Annotated in this window: 13 protein-coding genes, 1 pseudogene and 1 riboswitch; of the genes and pseudogenes, 9 read left to right on the plus strand and 5 right to left on the minus strand. The window is 63.2% G+C overall.

Annotated features, from left to right (window positions below; genetic code table 11):
- A pseudogene (locus ACLP2E_RS10875) lies at nucleotides 1-451 on the plus strand (hypothetical protein); the annotation flags it as partial.
- A 94-nt stretch (nucleotides 452-545) separates the two neighbouring features.
- Entirely contained in the window at nucleotides 546-848 is a 303-nt protein-coding gene (locus tag ACLP2E_RS10880; protein WP_442465930.1) for a putative quinol monooxygenase, read from the plus strand.
- A gap of 49 nt (nucleotides 849-897) precedes the next feature.
- Here ACLP2E_RS10880 and prfB read toward each other — a convergent pair.
- The 3 genes from prfB to ACLP2E_RS10895 form a co-directional block, all read right to left on the minus strand.
- A protein-coding gene (gene prfB, locus ACLP2E_RS10885) for a peptide chain release factor 2 (RefSeq protein WP_442465931.1) occupies nucleotides 898-2029 on the minus strand; the annotation gives its coding sequence in 2 pieces (ribosomal slippage) (nucleotides 898-1959 and nucleotides 1961-2029; 1131 coding nt in all).
- 64 nt (nucleotides 2030-2093) lie between these two features.
- Nucleotides 2094-4493 carry a penicillin-binding protein 1A gene (locus ACLP2E_RS10890; protein ID WP_442465932.1) on the minus strand — a complete coding sequence of 800 codons (2400 nt, stop codon included), beginning with the start codon at nucleotides 4491-4493 and terminating at the stop codon, nucleotides 2094-2096.
- A 202-nt stretch (nucleotides 4494-4695) separates the two neighbouring features.
- A complete protein-coding gene (locus ACLP2E_RS10895; RefSeq protein ID WP_442465945.1) occupies nucleotides 4696-6090 on the minus strand; it encodes an N-acetylmuramoyl-L-alanine amidase in 1395 nt (464 codons plus the stop codon).
- Between the two features lie 719 nt (nucleotides 6091-6809).
- Here ACLP2E_RS10895 and ACLP2E_RS10900 point away from each other — a divergent pair.
- The 6 genes from ACLP2E_RS10900 (at nucleotide 6810) to ACLP2E_RS10925 (ending at nucleotide 15398) form a co-directional block, all read left to right on the plus strand.
- Nucleotides 6810-9914: an Rne/Rng family ribonuclease gene (locus tag ACLP2E_RS10900; protein ID WP_442465933.1), complete on the plus strand. Its 3105-nt coding sequence runs from the start codon at nucleotides 6810-6812 to the stop codon at nucleotides 9912-9914.
- A gap of 1046 nt (nucleotides 9915-10960) precedes the next feature.
- Entirely contained in the window at nucleotides 10961-11968 is a 1008-nt protein-coding gene (locus ACLP2E_RS10905) for an alkaline phosphatase family protein (RefSeq protein ID WP_442463970.1), read from the plus strand.
- Between the two features lie 390 nt (nucleotides 11969-12358).
- The gene (locus tag ACLP2E_RS10910; RefSeq protein WP_442463971.1) at nucleotides 12359-13150 is read left to right on the plus strand and encodes a TOBE domain-containing protein; all 792 of its coding nucleotides are present in this window, start codon (nucleotides 12359-12361) and stop codon (nucleotides 13148-13150) included.
- A 53-nt stretch (nucleotides 13151-13203) separates the two neighbouring features.
- Nucleotides 13204-13401, plus strand: a riboswitch (cobalamin riboswitch).
- A 95-nt stretch (nucleotides 13402-13496) separates the two neighbouring features.
- On the plus strand, nucleotides 13497-14561 hold the full coding sequence (locus tag ACLP2E_RS10915) for a HoxN/HupN/NixA family nickel/cobalt transporter (RefSeq protein ID WP_442463972.1): 1065 nt from the start codon (nucleotides 13497-13499) through the stop codon (nucleotides 14559-14561).
- A 70-nt stretch (nucleotides 14562-14631) separates the two neighbouring features.
- Nucleotides 14632-15027 carry a (R)-mandelonitrile lyase gene (locus ACLP2E_RS10920; protein ID WP_442465934.1) on the plus strand — a complete coding sequence of 132 codons (396 nt, stop codon included), beginning with the start codon at nucleotides 14632-14634 and terminating at the stop codon, nucleotides 15025-15027.
- A gap of 14 nt (nucleotides 15028-15041) precedes the next feature.
- The gene (locus ACLP2E_RS10925) at nucleotides 15042-15398 is read left to right on the plus strand and encodes a hypothetical protein (RefSeq protein ID WP_442465935.1); all 357 of its coding nucleotides are present in this window, start codon (nucleotides 15042-15044) and stop codon (nucleotides 15396-15398) included.
- Between the two features lie 22 nt (nucleotides 15399-15420).
- Here ACLP2E_RS10925 and ACLP2E_RS10930 read toward each other — a convergent pair whose 3' ends face one another.
- The gene (locus ACLP2E_RS10930; RefSeq protein WP_442463975.1) at nucleotides 15421-17745 is read right to left on the minus strand and encodes a TonB-dependent receptor; all 2325 of its coding nucleotides are present in this window, start codon (nucleotides 17743-17745) and stop codon (nucleotides 15421-15423) included.
- 333 nt (nucleotides 17746-18078) lie between these two features.
- The gene (locus tag ACLP2E_RS10935) at nucleotides 18079-19422 is read right to left on the minus strand and encodes an ATP-binding protein (protein WP_442465936.1); all 1344 of its coding nucleotides are present in this window, start codon (nucleotides 19420-19422) and stop codon (nucleotides 18079-18081) included.
- A gap of 113 nt (nucleotides 19423-19535) precedes the next feature.
- On the opposite strand from ACLP2E_RS10935, the gene ACLP2E_RS10940 reads away from it, so the two are divergent.
- On the plus strand, nucleotides 19536-20153 hold the full coding sequence (locus ACLP2E_RS10940; RefSeq protein ID WP_442463187.1) for a response regulator: 618 nt from the start codon (nucleotides 19536-19538) through the stop codon (nucleotides 20151-20153).
- The last annotated feature ends 67 nt before the right edge of the window (nucleotides 20154-20220 follow it).

Here is a 20220-nt window from a genome sequence, read left to right on the forward strand (position 1 = left end):
CTTCAACCCGCAGTCCTGCTGGGACTGGTGGGGTTATGTCACCGGCAGCGATCGCTATGTGACGAAATTCGGCAAGCAGATCGCCGCGATCAAGGCCATGCTTAACGCCTTGACCGCCCAGACCGGCACACCCGCGCCGGCTGCCGCCCCGCTCAACCTGATCCTCAACGACCGCGCCGATACTTCGGTGGCGCTTGCCTGGACCGCCGCGCCCGGCGCGACCTCCTATCGCGTGTCACGGGCCGGCGCCGATGGATCCTTCCAGGTCATTGCGGAGGTTGCCGGCCAGAGCTTTGCCGATGGCGGCCTTGCCGCCGCCACCACCTATACGTGGCAGGTCGCGCCGCTGGTCAACGGGGTGGCGCAGGCGCCGTCCAATAGCGTCAAAGTCGCGACCCTGCCGACGCCGGCCCTTTGCCGCGCGCCCGGTTCCTGTCCCTTGCCCAAGTAATTGGTGGAGAACAAGTTTTCGGGAGATGCGTTGCGCCTCAGTCGCGCGTAAGGCATCATCCGCCGTGTTGGGGGCGCAAGCAACGGAGTGACAGATGACCCAACTCGCGCTTTACGTCCAACTCGAAGCCAAGCCCGGCAAGGAAAAAGACGTCGCGGCGTTTTTGTCCAACGCCCAGCAAATGGTCGAGAAAGAACCCGAGACGACGGCTTGGTTCGCCATCAAGATGGGCCCGCGCACTTATGGCATATTCGATGTTTTCGCCGATGAACATGGGCGCGAGGAGCATTTGCGCGGCCGGGTGGCGAAGGAGCTCATGGCGCAGGCGCCGCAGCTTTTCGCCAAGCAACCGGAAATCCAGCGCATAGAGGTGATCGCCGACAAGCTGCCGCACTGAGGGCTGAAGCGTCGGCGCGAAAAAGGCGCCGCCGCTCCCCACCGCCCGATTACTCCACGACGTCGACCTTGTCGGGGCCGCCGCCATGGACGCGCTGCGCCAGAGCCGCTTCCATGAATTCGTCGAGGTCGCCATCCAGCACCTCGTCGGGCGTGCCGGAGACGACGCCGGTGCGCAAATCCTTGACCATCTGATAGGGCTGCAGCACGTAGGAGCGGATCTGGTGGCCCCAGCCGATTTCCGATTTTGTCGCGTTGATCTTGCTGGCCTCGGCCTCGCGACGCTCCAGTTCCTGCTCATAGAGGCGGGCGCGCAGCATGCCCCAGGCGGTGGCGCGATTCTTATGCTGCGAACGCTCCATCTGGCAGGCCACGACGATGCCTGATGGAATATGAGTGATGCGGATCGCCGAATCGGTGGTGTTGATGTGCTGGCCGCCGGCGCCCTGGGCGCGGTAGGTGTGGATGCGGCAATCGCTTTCATTGACCTGAATGTCGATCTTGTCGTCGATCACCGGATAGACCCAGGCCGAAGCGAAGCTGGTGTGGCGCCGCGCGTTCGAATCGAAGGGCGAAATGCGCACCAGCCGATGCACGCCGGATTCAGTCTTGGCCCAGCCATGGGCGTTGTGGCCCTTGATGAGCAAGGTCGCGGATTTGATTCCCGCCTCGTCGCCCGGGGTTTCTTCGATCAGTTCGACCTTGAACTTGTGGCGCTCGGCCCAGCGCGTGTACATGCGCAAAAGCATGCGCGCCCAGTCGCAGCTCTCGGTGCCGCCGGCGCCGGAGTGGATTTCGATAAAAGTATCGTTGGCGTCGGCTTCGCCCGACAGCAAGGCTTCGACCTGACGGCGTTCGGCCTCGACCTTGATGGTTTTGAGCTGGTCGATTCCCTCCTTCTCGGCGGAGGCGTCGCCTTCCATCTCGCCGAGTTCGACCAGGGTGATGGCGTCTTCGAGTTCGCTCTCGAAACGGGCGAGCGAGCCGAGACGATCTTCGAGATCGGTCCGCTCGCGCATCAGTTTCTGCGCGCCTTCGGCGTCGTTCCAGAACTCAGGGTGTTCGGATTTGGCGTTCAGTTCGGCGAGGCGGCGCGTCGAGGTTTCGACGTCAAAGATGCCTCCTCAGCAGTCCCACGGACTGCTTGATCTGTTCGACGAGCGAAACCGCTTCGGCGCGCATGATTGTTCTTTCTCAAATAAAGGGACGCCAGACATAGAGAGCGACAAGCCAGCTGTAAAGCCGTTCAATACAGGCCGCCAGTTCCCGAACCCACCGCCTGATCGGTGGCCGGGGTGTGGCTGGCGTGGCTGTCGCCGCCGCCGCGGTAGGTGTCGGGCGGCGCGGTGCCGGGCTTGAAGGCTTCGAGGATAGCGCCGGCGCCGGAGGAGCGCAGGCCCGAGTGGACGTCGACCGAGATCAGCTTGATGCCCGGCGGCACGCGAAACGGTGTGTCCGGCTTGTCGGCCAGCGCCATTTTCATGAAGTCGCGGAAGATCGGCGCCGCGTAAGTCGCGGCCTGCGCCGAATCGCCCATCGAGCGCGGCTTGTCGTACCCCAGGAAGACGCCGACGGTGAGGTCGGGCGAATAGCCGATGAACCACAGATCCTTGGCCTCGTTGGTGGTGCCGGTCTTGCCGGCGAGATGCTTGCCGACTTCTCTGATCGACACGCCGGTGCCGCGCTGGATCACGCCTTCCATGATCGAGGTGATCTGGTAGGCGGTGAGCGGGTCGAGCACCTGTTCGCGATTGTCCACCAGCTTCGGCTCGTTCGACGGGTCGAACTTGGGCGCGTCGCAGCCGAGGCACTGGCGCTCGTCGTGGCGGTAGATAGTATGGCCCCAGCGGTCCTGGATGCGGTCGATCAGGGTCGGCTTGATGCGCTTGCCGCCGTTGGCCAGCATGGAATAGGCGGTGACCATGCGCATCACCGTGGTTTCGCCGGCCCCGAGCGACATCGGCAGATAGGTCGCCATGTCGTCGTAAACGCCGAAGCGGCGCGCATATTCGGCGATCAGCGGCATGCCGATGTCGCGCGCCAGGCGGACGGTCATCAGGTTTTTCGAATGTTCGACGCCATAACGCAAGGTGTGCGGGCCGTAATGGCCTTCCTCGAAATTCTCCGGGCGCCAGACTTCGCCATTCGGCTGGGCGATCTCGATCGGCTCGTCGAGAATGATCGAGGAGGGGGTGTAGCCGTTGTCCAGCGCGGTGGCGTAGACGATGGGTTTGAACGACGAGCCCGGCTGGCGCAGGGCCTGGGTCGAGCGGTTGAACGACGACTGGTCGAAGGAGAAGCCTCCGACCATGGCGAAGACGCGGCCAGTATAGGGGTCCATGGCGACGATGGCGCCGGAAATCTCGGGGATCTGGCGCAGGCGGAACTGGCCTGAACGCCCCTCGACCGGCTCGACATAGACGACGTCGCCGGGTTTCAAAGCCTGGCGCATGCGCTGGCGCGTCCAGCGAATGCCGTCGGCGGTCAGCGAGCCGGTTTCGCGAACATGCGAAATTTCGCCTGATTTTTCGCGCGGAGGCTGCAGGCCAATACGGGCGGAAACGTCGTTGGCGTCGAGGACGACCGCGAGGCGCCAAGGCGCGACATCGCCCAGCGCCGGAATCTCGCCGAGCGACTGGCCCCAGTCGGCGGAAATTTCGATGACCTTCAGGGGGCCGCGGTAGCCGTGCGCCTCGTCGAAGCGCAACAAGCCGTCGACCAACGCCTTGCGCGCCATCAGCTGCATTTTCGGGTCGAGGGTGGTGCGAACCGACAGGCCGCCCTCGTAAAGCTTCTTGTCGCCGTAACGGTCGTTCAATTCGCGCCGAACCTCTTCGGCGAAATAGCCGGCGGCGATGGAGTTCGGCGACAATGCGCGCGGATTGACGGTCAGCGGCTCGGCCTTGGCGGCGTCGCCGTCCTTGCGGGTGGCGTAACCGTTTTCGACCATGCGGTCGATGACGTAATTGCGGCGGGCGATGGCGGCGTCGCGGTTGCGCCAGGGATTGTAATTGTTCGGCCCCTTGGGCAAGGCGGCGAGATAGGCGGCTTCGGCCAGGGTCAGTTCATGCGCCGATTTGTCGAAATAGTTCAAAGCGGCGGCGGCGACGCCATAATTGCCGAGGCCGAGATAGATTTCGTTGAGATAAAGCTCGAGGATGCGCTCTTTCGAATAGGCCCGTTCTATGCGCAACGACAGCAGCGCCTCCTTGATCTTGCGATCGAAGCTGCGTTCGTTGGTCAGCAGGAAGTTTTTCGCCACCTGCTGGGTGATGGTCGAGGCGCCCTGAACATGCTTGTTGCCCTGCGCCAACACCATGGCGGCTCGGATGATGCCTTCCGGATCGACGCCGTTATGGGTGTAGAAATTCTTGTCCTCGGCCGAGATGAAGGCCTGTTTGACCAAAGGCGGAATGGCGTTGGAAGGCAGGTAAAGCCGGCGCTCGTGCGAATATTCGGCGAGCAGGGAGCCGTCGCCGGCGTGAACGCGGGTCATGATCGGCGGTTCGTAGTTTTTTAACTGGGTATAGTCAGGCAGGTCCTTGGAATAGACATAGATCAGCCCGCCTGCCGCCAGGGCGGCGATAACGGCGAGGAGTGCGCCCGTAGCGAAAACAAAGCCGATAAAACGGGCGAACATCCGCATCCATTCACCTTTTGCAAATGCACTCTAGCAACTTCGTGGCCGCAGCTTTTGGCGAATTCGCCGATCCTTGCCGGTCGGCGCGTCGCCGGGTCCTTGCGCCTATAACATCGCGCTGCGGCGCCGGCCATGCAAAATTCGTCAGGGCGCGGCGCGAGACATCCTTTCGCGCCCTCCAGCGGAAACCGCTTGCTGGCGCGGCGCTCTAGTTGCCGCTGCTTTGTGTCGCTTTAAGGGCGCCGTCGTGAGCCGACGCTGCGGTTTTCGCCGCCTGGCTTGTTCCGGTTTGGCTTGTTCCGGTCTGGCTTGGCGCAAAAAAGGAGTCGATGGCGCGGGCGACCTGCGCGGCGGCTTTTTCGCGCCACGCGGGCGAGGTCAGATCGGCGGTGTCGGCCTCGTTGGACAGATAGCCGAGTTCCAGCAGCACCGAGGGCACGTCGGGCGCCTTGAGCACGACGAAGCCGGCGGAACGGCGGGGATTCTTGTTCAGGCGCGCCGCGACCTTCCAGTATTCCGACAGGGAACGGGCGAAAACATGGGAATAGGCGCGGGTTTCCCGCCGCGTCAGGTCAAACAATATGTCGTTGACGTCGCTGGCGTCCTCCCTGGCCTCGACGCCGGCGGCGGAATCGGCCTTGTTCTCGTGCTCGGCGACGCGAGCGGCTTCGGCGTCGGAAGCGCGGTCGGAAACGGTGTAGACGGTGGCGCCCTGGACGGCGTCGCCGCCGCCGGCCAAGGCGTCGGCGTGCAGCGAGACGAACAAGGCCGCGTGGAGGTCGCGCGCCATCCGCACCCGTTCGCCCAGAGGCACGAAAGTGTCGTCTTCGCGGGTCAGCACAACCTGATAATGGCCATTTTCGCGCAGTTTCGCCGCGAGGACCTTGGCGAAATCGAGCACCAGGAATTTTTCCAAGATATGGTCGCGCCCGAGCGCTCCGGTGTCGACGCCGCCATGGCCCGGATCGAGCACGACGATCGGCCTTTGCCCATCGGCCGGGGATTTGATGTCGTCAGCGCCGACCTGGGGCGCGGCTTCAGGCGGCGGCGCGGCGGCGGCCTGTTTTTCGGCGCCGGCGCGCGCCGCTGTCCTGAAAGCCCCCTCGGCTTGTGGCGCCAGAGTCAGTTTCAGTTCGGAAATTCCCGGCGCGGCGGGCGCGCAAGTGGCGGAAACCATTTCCGCCGGCCCGGAAAGATCGATGACGATGCGAGATTTTCCAGGCGCCAGTCGGCCGAAACGATAGGAGGTGACCAAGTTGGAAACCTGGCCGGAAGTTTCCGTGGTCGGGCGGGCGTGGCGCTTGTGCGGTTCGGGCGGTTTCAGTCCCGCGGTCGGGTCGATCTGGAAATTGACCTCGGGGAGATCGACAATGGCGCGGGCCGGATGGTCAAGCACATAGCTTTCCGCCTTTACGCAGTCGTTAAGGACGAAAATCAGCTTTGTTTCCCTGACGCCCGCGTCGAGACGGGCCGAAATGGCGATCGGAGCGGGGGGCGCCGCCGGTTGAGCCGAGGCGGCGGAAAAAGGCGCGCAGGCAAAGACCAGCGCAAGGCCGTAATTTCGGACCGGGAGCCACTTCCGTCGTATGCCGCCGAAATCCATGTGTTTCAAGCCGCTCCGTCCTTACGAATTGCCTAGGGCGAGCCTTAGTCAGACCATGAAAAAGTTAATAGCTATTTACCTTGCTGAAACGCGAAACCCTGCCGACTGTGGCGCCGGCGCAACGTATGTGAACAAACTTGCCAAACCGGGGCTCTTTCGGGTAGATAGGGATGTTCCAGTTCGGGCGCGATAGGATTCGCGCCAAACGAGCGAAGAACGGCCTCCCCAGCCTCGACGCGCCGCTTCCGTAGCAAGAGCTTTTCGCGCGGGCCAGGGTTTCGCCGGTTTTCGCTCGAATTCCGTCCTGAACGAAGTTCCGGCGTCCCTGCGCGCCGGAGGACAGGTGAAAAGTTTGCTCGTGCTCGCACAAAGACCTCATCGCGGCGATTTTGGCTGCGCGAGGGCGTCCATCGCGGAAATAGGCGGCGCCGGAAGGCGTCCGGTTTTTGCGCGATTCGCAGCGGGCGGCTTTGCATCTTCCTCCATCGCCCCGATCCGCCGACCGGGCTGTTCGCCCGTCTTTTCCCGCCGCGCCGCGTCTCAAAGCCGTTGCGCGCGGCACGTTCCTTCAATCCACCTTCCCTCAACCCATTATCGCATGGCGCGCCTCTCATGGCGCGGCGCCGCGCGCGTAATCCGACCTGACGGCCCAGAATCCGCCGGCGGAAGCGCAAGGGTGATCCTGGCCTACGGCCGCGCCATGCCTGCAAGAGTTCCCAATGGCCAACAAGATGATCATCGACGCCTCCCATCCCGAAGAAACGCGGGTGGTGGTGCTGCGCGGCAATAGAGTCGAAGAGTTCGATTTCGAATCCGCTTCCAAGAAGCAATTACGCGGCAATATTTATCTGGCGAAAGTGACGCGGGTCGAACCCTCGCTTCAGGCCGCCTTTGTCGAATATGGCGGCAATCGCCACGGATTTCTCGCCTTTTCGGAAATCCACCCCGATTACTACCAGATCCCCCACGCCGACCGCGTGGCGCTGCTGGAAGAGGAGTCGCGCGCCCATCGCGAGGAAGAGGACGAGGATAATTCCCGCCGCCGCAGCCGCCGTCACCGGCGTGGCTCGGAACGCCGCCGCCCCAGTGACGACGAACGGGTGGCCGGCGAAATCCTGTCCGACGAGGAGCGCGCCGCTTCGGTCGAGGCCGGCGAAAACACCCAGGAAGCACAGCCAGACGCCCAGCCGACCGAGATGGCCGAAGACGCCGCTCCCGTCGAGGCGGTCGAATTCGCCGGCGAAACGGCGCCGGAAGGCGCGGTTGCGCCCGAGGCGTCGGCCATAGAGGATAAGGCCTCCGAGGAAACCTCGGTCGTCGCGGAATCGCCTGTCGCGGAAACACCGGTGGCTGAGACGCCGTTTGCGGATTCTGCGCCGGGTGTCGAACCTGCGCCGCACGGCGAAAGCCACGAACTCGCCTGCGATCCGGAAGGCTTCGCCATCGTCGAGGAGTCGGGCGATCGGCCGGCCGAATCGCGCGACGAGGAAGATGCTCCGGGCGACGGCGAAACTGTCACGGCGGACGAAAGCCAGACGGAACGTTTCGAAGCGGAAGGCCAAGCGACCGAACAGGTCGCCGAAGACGAAGAAGCGCGCGCGCGTCGCTTCCTCGACCGCGAGCAGGAAGGCGAGCACGTCGAGCACGGGGAAAATGGCGAGGAAGAGGAAATCGTCGAACAGCTTGGCGGCGACGCCATGGACGAGACTCCCTACCGCATGCCGCGCCTGAGGCGCCAGTACAAGATTCAGGAAGTCATCAAGCGCCGTCAGGTGCTGTTGATCCAGGTGGTCAAAGAGGAGCGCGGCAACAAGGGCGCGGCCCTGACCACTTACCTGTCGCTCGCGGGCCGCTATTCCGTGCTGATGCCCAATACCGCGCGCGGCGGCGGCATATCGCGGAAGATCACCGACGCTGCCGACCGCAAGCGACTAAAGGAAATCGCCCAGGAACTGGAGGTTCCGGAAGGAATGGGGGTTATCCTGCGCACCGCGGGGGCGGCCCGGACCAAGCCGGAAGTCAAGCGCGATTTCGAATATCTGATGCGCATGTGGGAGACGGTGCGCGAGCTGACCTTGTCCTCCAGCGCGCCGGCCCTGGTCTACGAGGAGGGCTCGCTGATCAAGCGCGCCATCCGCGATCTCTACAACAAGGACATTGACGACGTCGTCGTCGCCGGGGAGGCCGGTTACCGCGAAGCGCGCGACTTCATGCGCCTGTTGATGCCGAGCCATGTCAGGAACGTGCAATTCTATAACGAGCCGCAGCCGGTTTTCGCCAAATGGGGCGCGGAATCGCAGCTCGACGCTTTGTTCCACAATCAGGTGACGCTGAAATCGGGCGGCTATCTGGTGATCAACCAGACCGAGGCCCTGGTCGCCATCGACGTCAATTCCGGTCGTTCGACGCGCGAGCACAATATCGAAGACACGGCTTTGCGCACCAATCTGGAAGCCGCGGATGAAGTGGCTCGGCAATTACGCCTGCGCGATCTCGCCGGACTGATCGTCATCGATTTCATCGACATGGAAGAAAGCCGCAACAATCGCTCGGTGGAGCGGCGCATCAAGGAAGCGCTGAAGGACGACCGCGCCCGAATCCAGGTTGGCCGCATCTCGCACTTCGGCCTTCTGGAAATGTCGCGCCAGCGCATCCGCACCGGCGTGCTCGAAGGCTCTTCGGTGATGTGCCCGCATTGCAACGGCGCCGGCACGGTGCGCTCGACCGCCTCGGTCGCCGTCCACGTCATGCGCGTGCTCGAAGACGCGCTGATCAAGAGCGCCTCGCACAACGTGATTCTGCGCACCCGCACGGAAATCGCGCTCTACATCCTCAACCAGAAGCGTTCGCTCTTGCGTCTGATCGAGGAGCGCTTCGGCGTCTCCGTGACCATCGAGGCCGACGATTCGCTGACCGGAAGCGCCTATCATGCGCTGGAGCGCGGCGAACCGGCCGTCGGTCCGGTGACGGACCCGCTGCGCCGCTTCGATCCGCGCCGGCCGATTGAGGATATCGAGCCGATCGGCGAGGCGGAATCGGAAGCCGATTTCGACGAGGAAACCGAGGCCGAAGCCGCCGAAGGCGAATCGTCAGAGGAACGCGGCGAAAACGGCGATGCGGAAAACCGTCGCCGTCGCCGTCGGCGGCGCGGCCGGGGCCGCAATTTCGAACGCGACCCCGCCATGGCCGATCCCAATGCGGAGCAGCCCTCGGATGAAGGCCTCGAAACCATGGCGGCGATCGGCGGCGACCTGATCACGCCGGTCGAGGCCGGCGGCGAAGAAGAAGTTGGCTCCGATGCGACGCGCGAAGAAGGCTCGGAAGGCGGCCGACGTGGACGCGGACGCTGGCGTCGCCGCGGCGGACGCGGTCCGCGTGGCGCTGAGTCCAGCGAATTTTCTGGCGATTGGCGGCCATCCGGGGAGAGCGAAGGCAGCGAGTTGCTGGAGACGTTAGCGCCTGCCGCCAACGATGACCTTGTGTGGAACGCCGAATCGACGCCCGTTGCGGCGGAAGTCGTGAGCGAAACCCCCGGAACGGAAACGACCGTCGCCCAGGCGCCGGAGCAGGCCAGCGGCGATTCGGCGCCCGCCGGGCCGATCGAGGCCACCGCTCCCGTGGCTGAGGCTCCCGTGGTCCCGTCCCCCGTGGCCGAAGCCGAAACGCCGGCGCCAGTCGCGACGCCCGAGTCTGTCGCGGAAAAGCCCGCTCCGGCTCCAGTTCCGACGCAGCCGGAACTGCCGGTCATCACGCAGGCCGATCCCGACAAGCCCAAGCGTTCAGGATGGTGGGCGCGAGCCAAAGCCAATCTGACCGGCCACTGAACAGGCTGAATAAACAAAATATGCCGAGGGCCGCATGGATCGTGCGGCCCTTTTTTGCGCCTGCTGGCGCTCGCTCGTACTGGCGCGCTGCGCTTTTGGCGCCTCGATTCCCCGCTGCCGCCTCAATAGTTGGCTAAGAAGACTTGGCTGAGTGTCTTGACGATCGGTAATGTATTCCTGCCGGCGCTCTACAGTAAAAGATGCCGAGCAAGGGCGTCCCGTGGTAAATCGCCAGACCAAGGCAAGGCGGTCGCGATTGAACAACGAAAAGGCCCCGCCGCCTGTGGCGCGCGGGGCCAAAATCCGCTGTATCGCGAATTCTGATGGAGATCAGAAGAAAATGCGGGAATTTCCGCTATTTGACCTGAATTGTATTCTTAATCGGCATCTCCCTTCAAAGAGGCGAATTTCGTGCGCCGACATCCTTCAGGACGTCAAACCGCTGCGCCCACGCGAGGGCGGCCGAAATCAGCGAGCTGAGGTGGAGTCATGCGTCCCGCTTTCCAAGCTTCATCTCCGTCACGCAATGGATTCCTCAAAGGGATGATTGATTCCTCTGAGTTTCCGGGCTTACGCGACAGCAATCGATGCGAGGTGGTCGATCCGCAAATGGGACACAGGCGTTTTAAGTCTTGTGGCCAATATTGTGGTTGTCGATCGGGTTATTGCGCACCATACAGGTTCGTAGCCCGTTGGCGATGTCCTTGACTTAAAAGCGGCTCCGCACGTCTTTCAATCAAGGCTGCAACGATTTGAGTTTGCCACTTTTTTCCATTCCGTCAATAGCCGATTTGGTTCCCCTCGCCTTTGGTCGGGGGTTCTGCCGACATGGCTAATCGGGCGTTAAGCGAGGCCGGAGCGAAGTTTCGCCCGGCTTTTCGGGGCATTGCGCGCCGTTCCTGCTTCGTGTCACGAAAGAGACGAACAGTCGCGGCATAAAGTCGCGCCCCACGTCGAGGCGAAGCGCGAAAAGCGCCTCATGCTTTGAAAGCCCGGCATTTCATGCAAAAAGGCCGGATTCCATCCCGCCGAAGGAAATAATCGCCATGCGCGCCTTTTCGCGAATCACCTCGCGCCTGATTCTGTTTTTCGGCGCCCTGGCGGCGTCCTGCGCCCTGACGGCGGCCGCGGCGCTGGCGCAAACGCCGCGTCTCGACCACGTCTACATCATCGTGCTGGAGAACCACGGCTTCGACGACGCCCTTTACAATGGGCCGTCGCCCTTCATGCGCCAACTGGCGAGCGCCCAGGGTCTGGCGACCAATTATTTCGGCGTCGCCCATCCCAGCCTGCCGAATTATCTCGCCATGATCGGCGGCGACGATTTCGGCATTCGCGACGACCAGCCCAGCTGTTTCGCCTCCGACCTCGCGACTTCGACCAACTGCAACAAGATTTCGGGTGATTCGCTGGTCGATCAGTTGCGGCGGGCGGGGCTGAGCTTCGCGATCTACGCCGAATCGCTGCCGGCGCCGGGTTCGCTGGTCACGGTCGCGCCGGGCGGCGCAGCAGGCGCGCTCTATGCGCAAAAGCACAATCCCGTGGCCTATTTCCAGCCCGTCGCCGAAGGGCCGGAGTTGGCGTCGCTGATCAAGCCTTACGACGCCTTTGCCGCCGATCTGGCCCGACAGGCGCCTAATGTCGCCCTGATTGTTCCCAACCAGTGCCATGACGGCCATGGCCTGACCATCTGCCACGACCGCGACCGCCTGATCGCCGATTATGACGCTTTTGTCCGCGACGCCGTAACGGCGATTCTCGCCTCGAAGAACTTTACCCGCCATTCGGCGATCGTGGTGACTTTCGACGAGGGCGCGCGGACGCTTTATCCCGACGCGCCGATCTCGGACATCGCGCGCGCAACCGGGGGCGCCGACAACCACATCGCCACTATCGTGGCGACCTCCTGCGGCGCGCCGGCGCGCGATGCGACGCGCTACGATCACTTCAGCCTGCTGGCGACGATCGAGGATGGTTTCGCCTTGCCGCGCCTGCGCAAGTCGGCGGCGGCGAAGACCATGGATAACCTCTTCGCCGACCGCTGCGCGCCGTGATTTATCGCGTTTTCTCGCGCTGTTAAGACGAATACATGATGCGCTTGATTAGAAGTGGATGCGAAAAGAACTATGAGAGAGAGCGGCGGCCCCGATCTTCGAGAGGGCAATAAACCGGGGCCGCCTTGACCGTCATGCCAGAACGACGCGGGAGATGGGGACCGCGCCGGTCCAGTCTTGACGATTTTTTGCGCCGCGCTTTGGCGGCGGCTGAATTTCGTCCTATTGTGCCGAACGCCCCGCAATTGCTCCAATAGTTTCGATGCGCGGGGAGGGTTTTGCCGTGGGTCAATTCGTAATGTGATTTAATTACATATTGTCTCGAACTAAAACCAAAAAGCGCTTTCGAGCAAGCGGAATCTTGCGAACTCGCGCGGCGAGAGGACTGCAATGACGGGACACAAGATCAACGCCCTGCTGGCGCTGCACAGCGAAGGTCGCTTCCTGGTCGGGCGCGAGCGGATCAAGCTTCTGGAAAAAGTCGCCGAACTCGGAAGCATCGCCAAGGCCGCCAAGGCCACGGGATTCAGCTACAAGACGGCCTGGGATTCGGTCAATGCGGTCAACAACCTGTTGCCGACCCCGGCTTTCCTGACCCGGCCGGGCGGACGCTCCGGCGGCGGCGCCGAGGTGACGGAGGAGGGGCGGAGGCTGATCGCCACGTTCCACCGGTTGGAGGAAAAGCTGTCGCTCATATCCAACATGATCGCCGAAGAAGGAGTGCAGGGCCAGGAGGAGGCGCTGCTGTGGACCGTCGGCGCGCGGATTTCGGCGCGCAATGTGTTCCAGGCGGAAGTGGAACAGGTCAGGCGATGGCCTGTCGATGTCGAGGTGACGCTGAAAATTGCCGAGGACAAGCATATCCTGGCCGTCGTCACTAACGAGGCGGCCGACGACCTCGGACTTGAGCCAGGCCGGAAAGTTCTGGCGCTGGTCAAATCGCCGTTCATCCGGCTTTACGCGGTGGAACATGCGCCGGAAGGCGGGCGCAATTGTTTTGTCGGCGAGGTGACCGAGCGCACCGACGCCGAACGCAACAGCGAAGTGCTGATCGACATCGGCCAGGGCAAGACCCTTCACGCGGTCGCGCCACGCGCGACGGTGGAAGATCTGGACTTGAAGCGCGGCAGCAAGGCCGCGGCGAGTTTTGACGCCAGCCAGGTCATTCTCGCGGTGAACTAGCGATTGGCCTGCATGCGCGGCCCTGCGCGCCATTGTGCGTGGGCCCGCCAGCGGTTAGAGATGGGTTCGATGGTTCCTCTCGGGGATCAAAAGGGAACGTGGTGAAAGCGGCGACGCTCAAAGCCACGGCTGCCCCCGCAACTGTAAGCGGCGAGCCTGTCCGCCAATTCTTGACCACTGGGAAACCGGGAAGGTCGGCGGCCAGGCGGCGACCCGCGAGCCAGGAGACCTGCCATCGCCGTGCGGCCGATCTCGGGCGAGGTGATCCGATGACGATATTTCATGTGCCTACGCGGCATGCTCTCGATCGCGCTGACCATTCCCGTCATCCGCATGCGAGGGTTCCATGCTTCGACAGTTCTACAAGATCGTATCCGCCGGCGGCGCCAGTCTGCGCAGCCGCCTGATCGGCGTCTATGCGTTCCTGATCGGCGCGAACGTCCTTGTCTGGCTATGGGCGCTCGCGGCCCTGCACGACAAGCCGGTGCTGCTCGGCACGGCTTTGCTCGCCTATTCCTTCGGCCTGCGCCACGCCGTCGACGCCGATCACATCGCCGCGATCGACAACGTCACTCGCAAGCTCATGCAGCAGGGCCAGCGTCCTGTCAGCGTCGGCCTCTATTTCTCGCTGGGTCATTCGGCCGTAGTTGGCGGACTGTCCGTCACTGTGGCCTTCGCGACGTCGGCGATCACCGGCCGTTTTGAATCGATGAGGGCCGTAGGCGGCATCATCGGCACCGGCGCCTCCGCGCTTTTCCTGTTCGCCATCGCGATCGTCAATATCCTGGTTCTTGTTTCCGTCTATCGGACGTTTCAGGCGGTCACGCGGGGCGAACCGTTCGTCGAGAACGACTTCGACCTCCTGCTCAACAGCCGGGGCTTCCTGTCGAAAATTTTCCGCCCCTTGTTCAGGCTGGTCACGAAGAGTTGGCATATGCTGCCGATCGGCCTGCTGTTCGGGCTTGGATTCGACACCGCGACGGAAATCGCCCTTTTCGGCATTTCGGCGTCGCAGGCGGCCGACGGCGTTTCTGTCTCGACGATCCTGCTGTTTCCGGCGCTGTTCGCGGCGGGCATGTCCCTGCTCGACACGACCGACGGCATTCTGATGCTGGGGGCCTATGGCTGGGCCTTCATGAAGCCCGTTCGCAAGCTTTACTACAACATGACGATCACCGCGGTCTCCGTCGTCGTCGCGGTCGTGGTCGGCGGGCTGGAAACGCTCAATCTCATTGGCGACAAGCTCGGACTGACGGACGGTGGCGGATTTTGGGGGGAAATTGGCGCCATCAATGACAATTTCGGCCTGCTCGGCTACATCATCATAGGCATTTTCGCGCTGAGCTGGATCGGTTCGGTCGCCTTCTACCGGTTCATGCGTTACGACGATCTGGAGATTAGCGCCAAATGATCGCCGCCGGTGGCGCGAGATGGAAGCCGATCACGGACTGAGGCGTGCCTCCTGTTTTATGGAGAGACCCATGGACATCAAACGCAACGGCTCGCAGCTTTCCGGCAAGGGGCCGTCGGATTGGTTCACAGGAACGGTTCGCATCGATCCCTTGTTCAGCGCGCCGGAACCGGCGCGCGTAAACGGCTCCAGCGTCACTTTCGAGCCCGGCGCGCGGACGGCGTGGCATACCCATCCGCTCGGCCAGACGCTGATCGTCACCGCCGGTTGCGGCAGGGTCCAGCGCGAGGGCGGCCCCATCGAGGAGATCCGGCCGGGCGACGTGGTCTGGGTTCCGCCGGGCGAAAAACACTGGCACGGGGCCGCGCCGACCACGGCCATGACCCATATCGCCATCCAGGAAATGCTTGACGGCAAAGCTGTCGACTGGTTGGAACAGGTCAGCGATGAACAATATTTCGCCTGAAGGGAGTTCAACCCATGAGTAGTCGTTATGCGCTGATGTTTGGCGTCGCTGCGGCGATGGCTTCGATGACCCCATGCCTCGCCGGTCCCTGTTCGCGACAAATCGACGAGACGCAAGCCCAGTTCGACGCCAAGCTGGAGACGGCCGCCGCCGCAGGGCCAACCGGGCAACAGACGACGTCGGCGACAATGCACCGGCAACCGACGCCGCAGTCGCTCGCCGCCGCCGAGGCCAAGCTCGGCGATATTTCCCCGGAAACCATCCAGGCGATCGATGACGCGCTGGCGCGCGCGCGCAAGGCCGACCAAGCCGGAGACAAGACGGGATGCGAAAAGGCCCTCGCGGAGGCGAAAAAAGCGTTGGGCAAATGAGAGCGCCGGAGCGGATGGGGCTTTAGAACTTCACCCTCAGCCCGGCATAGACGGAGAGCGGCTGCGCCGGCGAGACGCTTTGCGGATTGTTGAAAGCCTGGAACAGCTGCTGCGTGTCGAAATAAGTCCCGTAAGTATAGTAGCGGCGGTTGAGCAGGTTCTCGACGCGGCCATAGAACTCGACCTCATTGGTGATCTTGTACGAGCCGTTGAGCGAGACCGTGAAATAGGCCGGCAGCAGCGGCTGCTGGTTCGAGGAGTCCCCCTGGAAACGCTCGGGTCCGGTGAACAGCAAGTCGGCGCCGACGCGCGTCTTGGCGTCGATGTCCCAGTCGGCGCCAAGTTTGGCGCGATTGCGCGGGATCAACGGAATCTGGTCGCCGGGCCTGACATAGATCAGGCCGTTGGCGTCGGCCGAGGGACTGTTCGAAGCCAGCGTGATCGCATCTAGGAAAGTCGCGTTGATATAGGCGTAGCTGGCATGGACGGTGACCGGCCCCTTCTTGTAGTTGATCTGCGCCTCGACGCCTTCGCGCAGGGTGTCGCCGACATTGGCGAAATAGCCGAACCCCTGCTGGAACGGGTCGGGAATGTTCATGATGTCGTTGGTGCTGACAGTGTGGAACACGCCGAGCTTCCAGCCGAGCGAACCCCAGTCTTCAGGCAGGTCGTTCTGGCCCCGCAGTCCGGCCTCGGCGGTGCTGGCCACCACTTGCTTGAGCGGCGGGTCCGAGACCAGGAAGGTGGCGAGAATGCAAGGCTGCTGCGGGTTGGCGCAGCCCAGCTCCAGCGGCGTCGGGGCGCGATTGGACTGCGCGAAGGAGGCGTAACCCTGAAGCGCCGGCGTGATCTGGTAGGTCAGGCCGATAATCGGATTGACGTGAACATAGAGATCGTTGCCGGTGACGCCACCGCCGAGTTCATCCTCCAGCGAAATCGAGGCGACGTTCAGCCGGGCGCCGCCGGTGACCACCAGCTTGTCGGAAATCTCAAAAGCGTCGAGCGCATTGACGCCGAAATAACGGTTGATCGAATGAACATCGACCGGCCCGTCGCTGACCGGATTGCCCGAGGGGCCGAGATAAATCCCGGAGCCGGCGATGACATAATTGGGGGAGACCGTTCCAAGCTCCGCCGAGGCGCCGAACGTCGTCGTGCCATAGTCGAAACTGGCGCCGAAACTGAGCGTGTTGGTATGGCCGAACCATTTTTCGTTGTCGGAGAGCTGGACGCTGGCGCCGGCGCTGGTGGTGAGGATGCCGGTGCGGTCGATCTCGCCCAGAACGGCGTTGGCCGGGAAATTATTGGGCAACTGCTGGCCGTTCAACCCATTGGCCGGGGTCACATTATCGTTGAAGCACAGTAGCGATGAATTGGCGCAGGGCTGCACATTGGTCGGATTGCCGTCCGTCGCGCTCTGCACATAGCGGCGGACATAGGTCGAGCCGTTCAGGCTCCAGCTCGGCGATAGCTGGAATTTGCCGGAAAGCGTGACCATCCCCATTTCGTTATGGGCGCTTTGCGGCGTCGTATAGACGTTGCTCCAGTCCTCCTGCAGCAGCTGGATCGGCGCGGGGCCGGAGGCGCCGAAGAGATTGTCCGCGAGGCCGAGGCTCAGGTGAATCTCGTTGCCTTCGATGCGATAGCCGAGGTCGCCATAGAAACGGCGGATGGTCGAGCTGCCAAAGTCGCGAAAGCCATTGTCGTGGGCGGCCTCCAGCGCGCCGTAAAGGGCGAAATTGCCGCTCTGCTCGCCATATTCGAGACCGGCCTGGATGCGGCCGAAAGAGCCGCCGGAAACGTCGAGCTTGCCGCCGGAAAAGGTGAACCCGTCCTTCATCCGGATGTTGAGGGCGCCGCCGAGCGCATTGAGGCCGAAGGCGGGATTATTGGTGATCATGTCCATGCCGGCGATGGCGAAGGTCGGGATCATGTCCCAGTTCATCGTATCGCCGAAGGATTCGTTGATCCGCACGCCGTTCTGATAGACCGCCAGCCCCTGCGGCGTGCCTGAAATCGGCGACGAGACGAAGCCGCGAAACACCACGTCCGGCTGGAACGAATTGCCCGATGTTTCCTGGATATCGACGCTTGGCACGACGCGTTTCAGCGTGTCCGCGACATCGGGCGACGCGGTGCGGGCGATGGTCGCTGCGTCGATGCGGGTGTTGTTGGAGGGCGCCGAATCGAAGAAATTCCCACCGCCGCCGAGGCCGCCGACGGATGGCGGCGTAGCTGGATTTTCGACCACAATATTGATGTCGGGCAGGGCGACGACCTCTGCGCGCGCGGCGCCGGAAAGAGCAACGCCGAGAGAGGCGGCGAGGGACAGGGTGGCCAGTCGCATTTCATTCCCCAAATTGCGTTTTTTCGCCGCGCCGGTTTAGAGCCAGGCGGCGTTATAGCAAAAAAACGGGGTCCTTCCGCGCGACGGCTCAAAGCGCGAAAGGACTCCCTGTGGCGGCAGGTCTACTTATTGGAGGAAATGCAGTACGAAAAAATCTGCGCCGCCATGAGCCACAATAACGCGTCACAGCAAAGATTGAATTTCAAAGTTTCACAAAAGCAGCGGGAAAGTCTCCTGGAAATGTCGGGAAAAATTCCCGAATTTTTACGCAACGGCCAAAAACCGCTTATTGCCTTCGCGCTCCCAACGCTGTCATTGCAACGACGGGGCGAACTATTGCCCGGTCACAGGCAAAAGAGCCTCGATCAACGCGCCGCCGCCGGGGGCGGGCGCGCAAGAAAAACGACCGCCGAGTCCGCGCATTCTCTCGCGCATCCCAGTCAGGCCGAGGCCGGGTGGCGCGTCGGCCGGAAAGCCGACGCCGTCATCGTGGATGGCGACGGAAATTTCACGAGGACTAGCGAATGCGAGTTCTATGGCGATATGGCTCGCACGGGCGTGGCGGAAGGCATTGGTCAAGCCCTCTTGCACCAGCCGGTAGAGCGCCAGTTTTTCGCGCGGGCCGCAGGCGTCGAAATCATCCGGCAGGTCCAACTCGATGGCGACCGAAGGTTGGGTCTCGCGAAAACCTTGGGCGAGAATGCGCAGGGCCTCGCCGAGGCCGAGATCTTCCAGCGCCGCCGGCCACAACCTGCGAAGGATCCGCCGGTTTTGCCCCTGTAGCGCTTCGACAGAATCGCAAATGCCGCGGGCGGTGGCGGCGGGCTTGTGGGCGCCCTCGCGACGAAGGCCGGCTTCCAGCACTGCGGCGTTGGCGCGCAGGGCAAAGAGATGCGGGCCGATTTCGTCGTGCAATTCATGGGCGATGGCGCGGCGCTCTTCGTCTTGCGCGTTCATCAGTCTCTGGATCAACTGGCGATTGGCGCCGCTGAGTTGGTCCAGCGCCGTGGCCAGCTCGTTGATCCGCGCGCCGATATCGACGAATTCCGGCGATCCCGCCGGAATTACCCGTGCGGCGAAATCACCGTCGCCCATTCGCCCGAGCGCCACGCCATAATCGTCGAGAGGTCTCAATGTGCGTCCGAGCAAAAAACTGGCGCCGAGCAGGGCAGCCAGCGCCACGGCGCCGCCGGTCAGAGCGCGGCTGCTTACCCCCGCCCATATTTCATTGATCTCGTCGCTGGGGTCGCTGGCGATGACGACGTCGCCAAGGTGGCGTTTTCCGGCCATGGCCGGCAGCATGGTGACGCTGGGTCGTGCGCCGATAAGGCGGGCGAACCAGTCCGGCGCGCGGCCGCGGTCGGATTGGCCGCCGACGAAACCGGCGGCGGCTTTCGCGGCGTCCCCAGCGAAGCCGATGCGGACATGGCGCAGGGGGCCGAGACTGGCAAGCGTTTGCGTCAGCCCCCTTTCGGGGTCGGGGGACTCCTGCAGATTAGCCAGAGCGGCGACCACGAAATCGCGGGCAAGGCGGGTCATGGCCTCGTCTTCCACCTGTACGCGCGGGCGCGCTTCGGCGATCATCCGGCCGATATCGGCGGCAAGGCCCAGAAACAGCAGCAGACCGAACAGCAGATCGATCCGCGCCTTCAACGACAATCCCCTGACGGAACGCATGAAACCCTCCCGGACGGCAAAGTCCGGTCGCCAGCGCCGCAAGTCAAGGGGGCGGTCCTTGCCCGTCCTCGCCGGGCGCCGCATAGTCTCGCGCAATTTGGAAAGGACTGGGCTTGCGCGTTCTGATTGTCGACGATCATCCTATCGTCATATCCGGCTGCAGGGCCTTGCTCGCCGGCGACGCCGATATCGAAGTGTCGGAGGCCAGCGACGGGGAAACCGGCTTCGACGCCTATGTCGCTTTGGCGCCCGATGTCGCGGTGATCGACATCAATCTGCCCGGCCTGTCCGGGTTCGAACTGACCCGCCGCATCCTGCGCCGCGATCCGGCGGCGCGCATTGTCATTTTCAGCATGAACGACGATCCGGCCTTTGCCGCTCGCGCCATCGAGGCCGGCGCGCGGGGCTATATCGCCAAGAACGACGATCCTCTGCTGTTCGTCGCCGCCTTGCGACAGGTGGCCGGTGGTGGCGATTATCTGCCCGCCGATCTGGCGCGCAAACTGGCCTTTTCCCGGCCCGGCGACCTTCTGGCGCAGCTTTCCGCGAGAGAACTCGAAATCCTCCGCCTGATCGCGGCCGGCGACACCATGGCCGCCATCGCCGACACGCTGAACCTTTCCTACAAGACCGTGGCCAATAATTGCACCGCGCTGAAGCATAAACTCCGCGCGAAAAGCTCGATGGACCTTATGCGCCTCGCTATCGAGACCTTGAACCCGCAGGCATGACAGGTTGCGGCGTCGCCTGGCGCCAGTGGAGCGGCGGCGCCGGCCTTGAAGCCACGCCGGCTTGAGC

Origin of the sequence: Rhodoblastus sp. (genome assembly GCF_052145335.1) — a bacterium.
In the GTDB taxonomy this organism is placed as follows: Bacteria; Pseudomonadota; Alphaproteobacteria; order Rhizobiales; family Beijerinckiaceae; genus Rhodoblastus.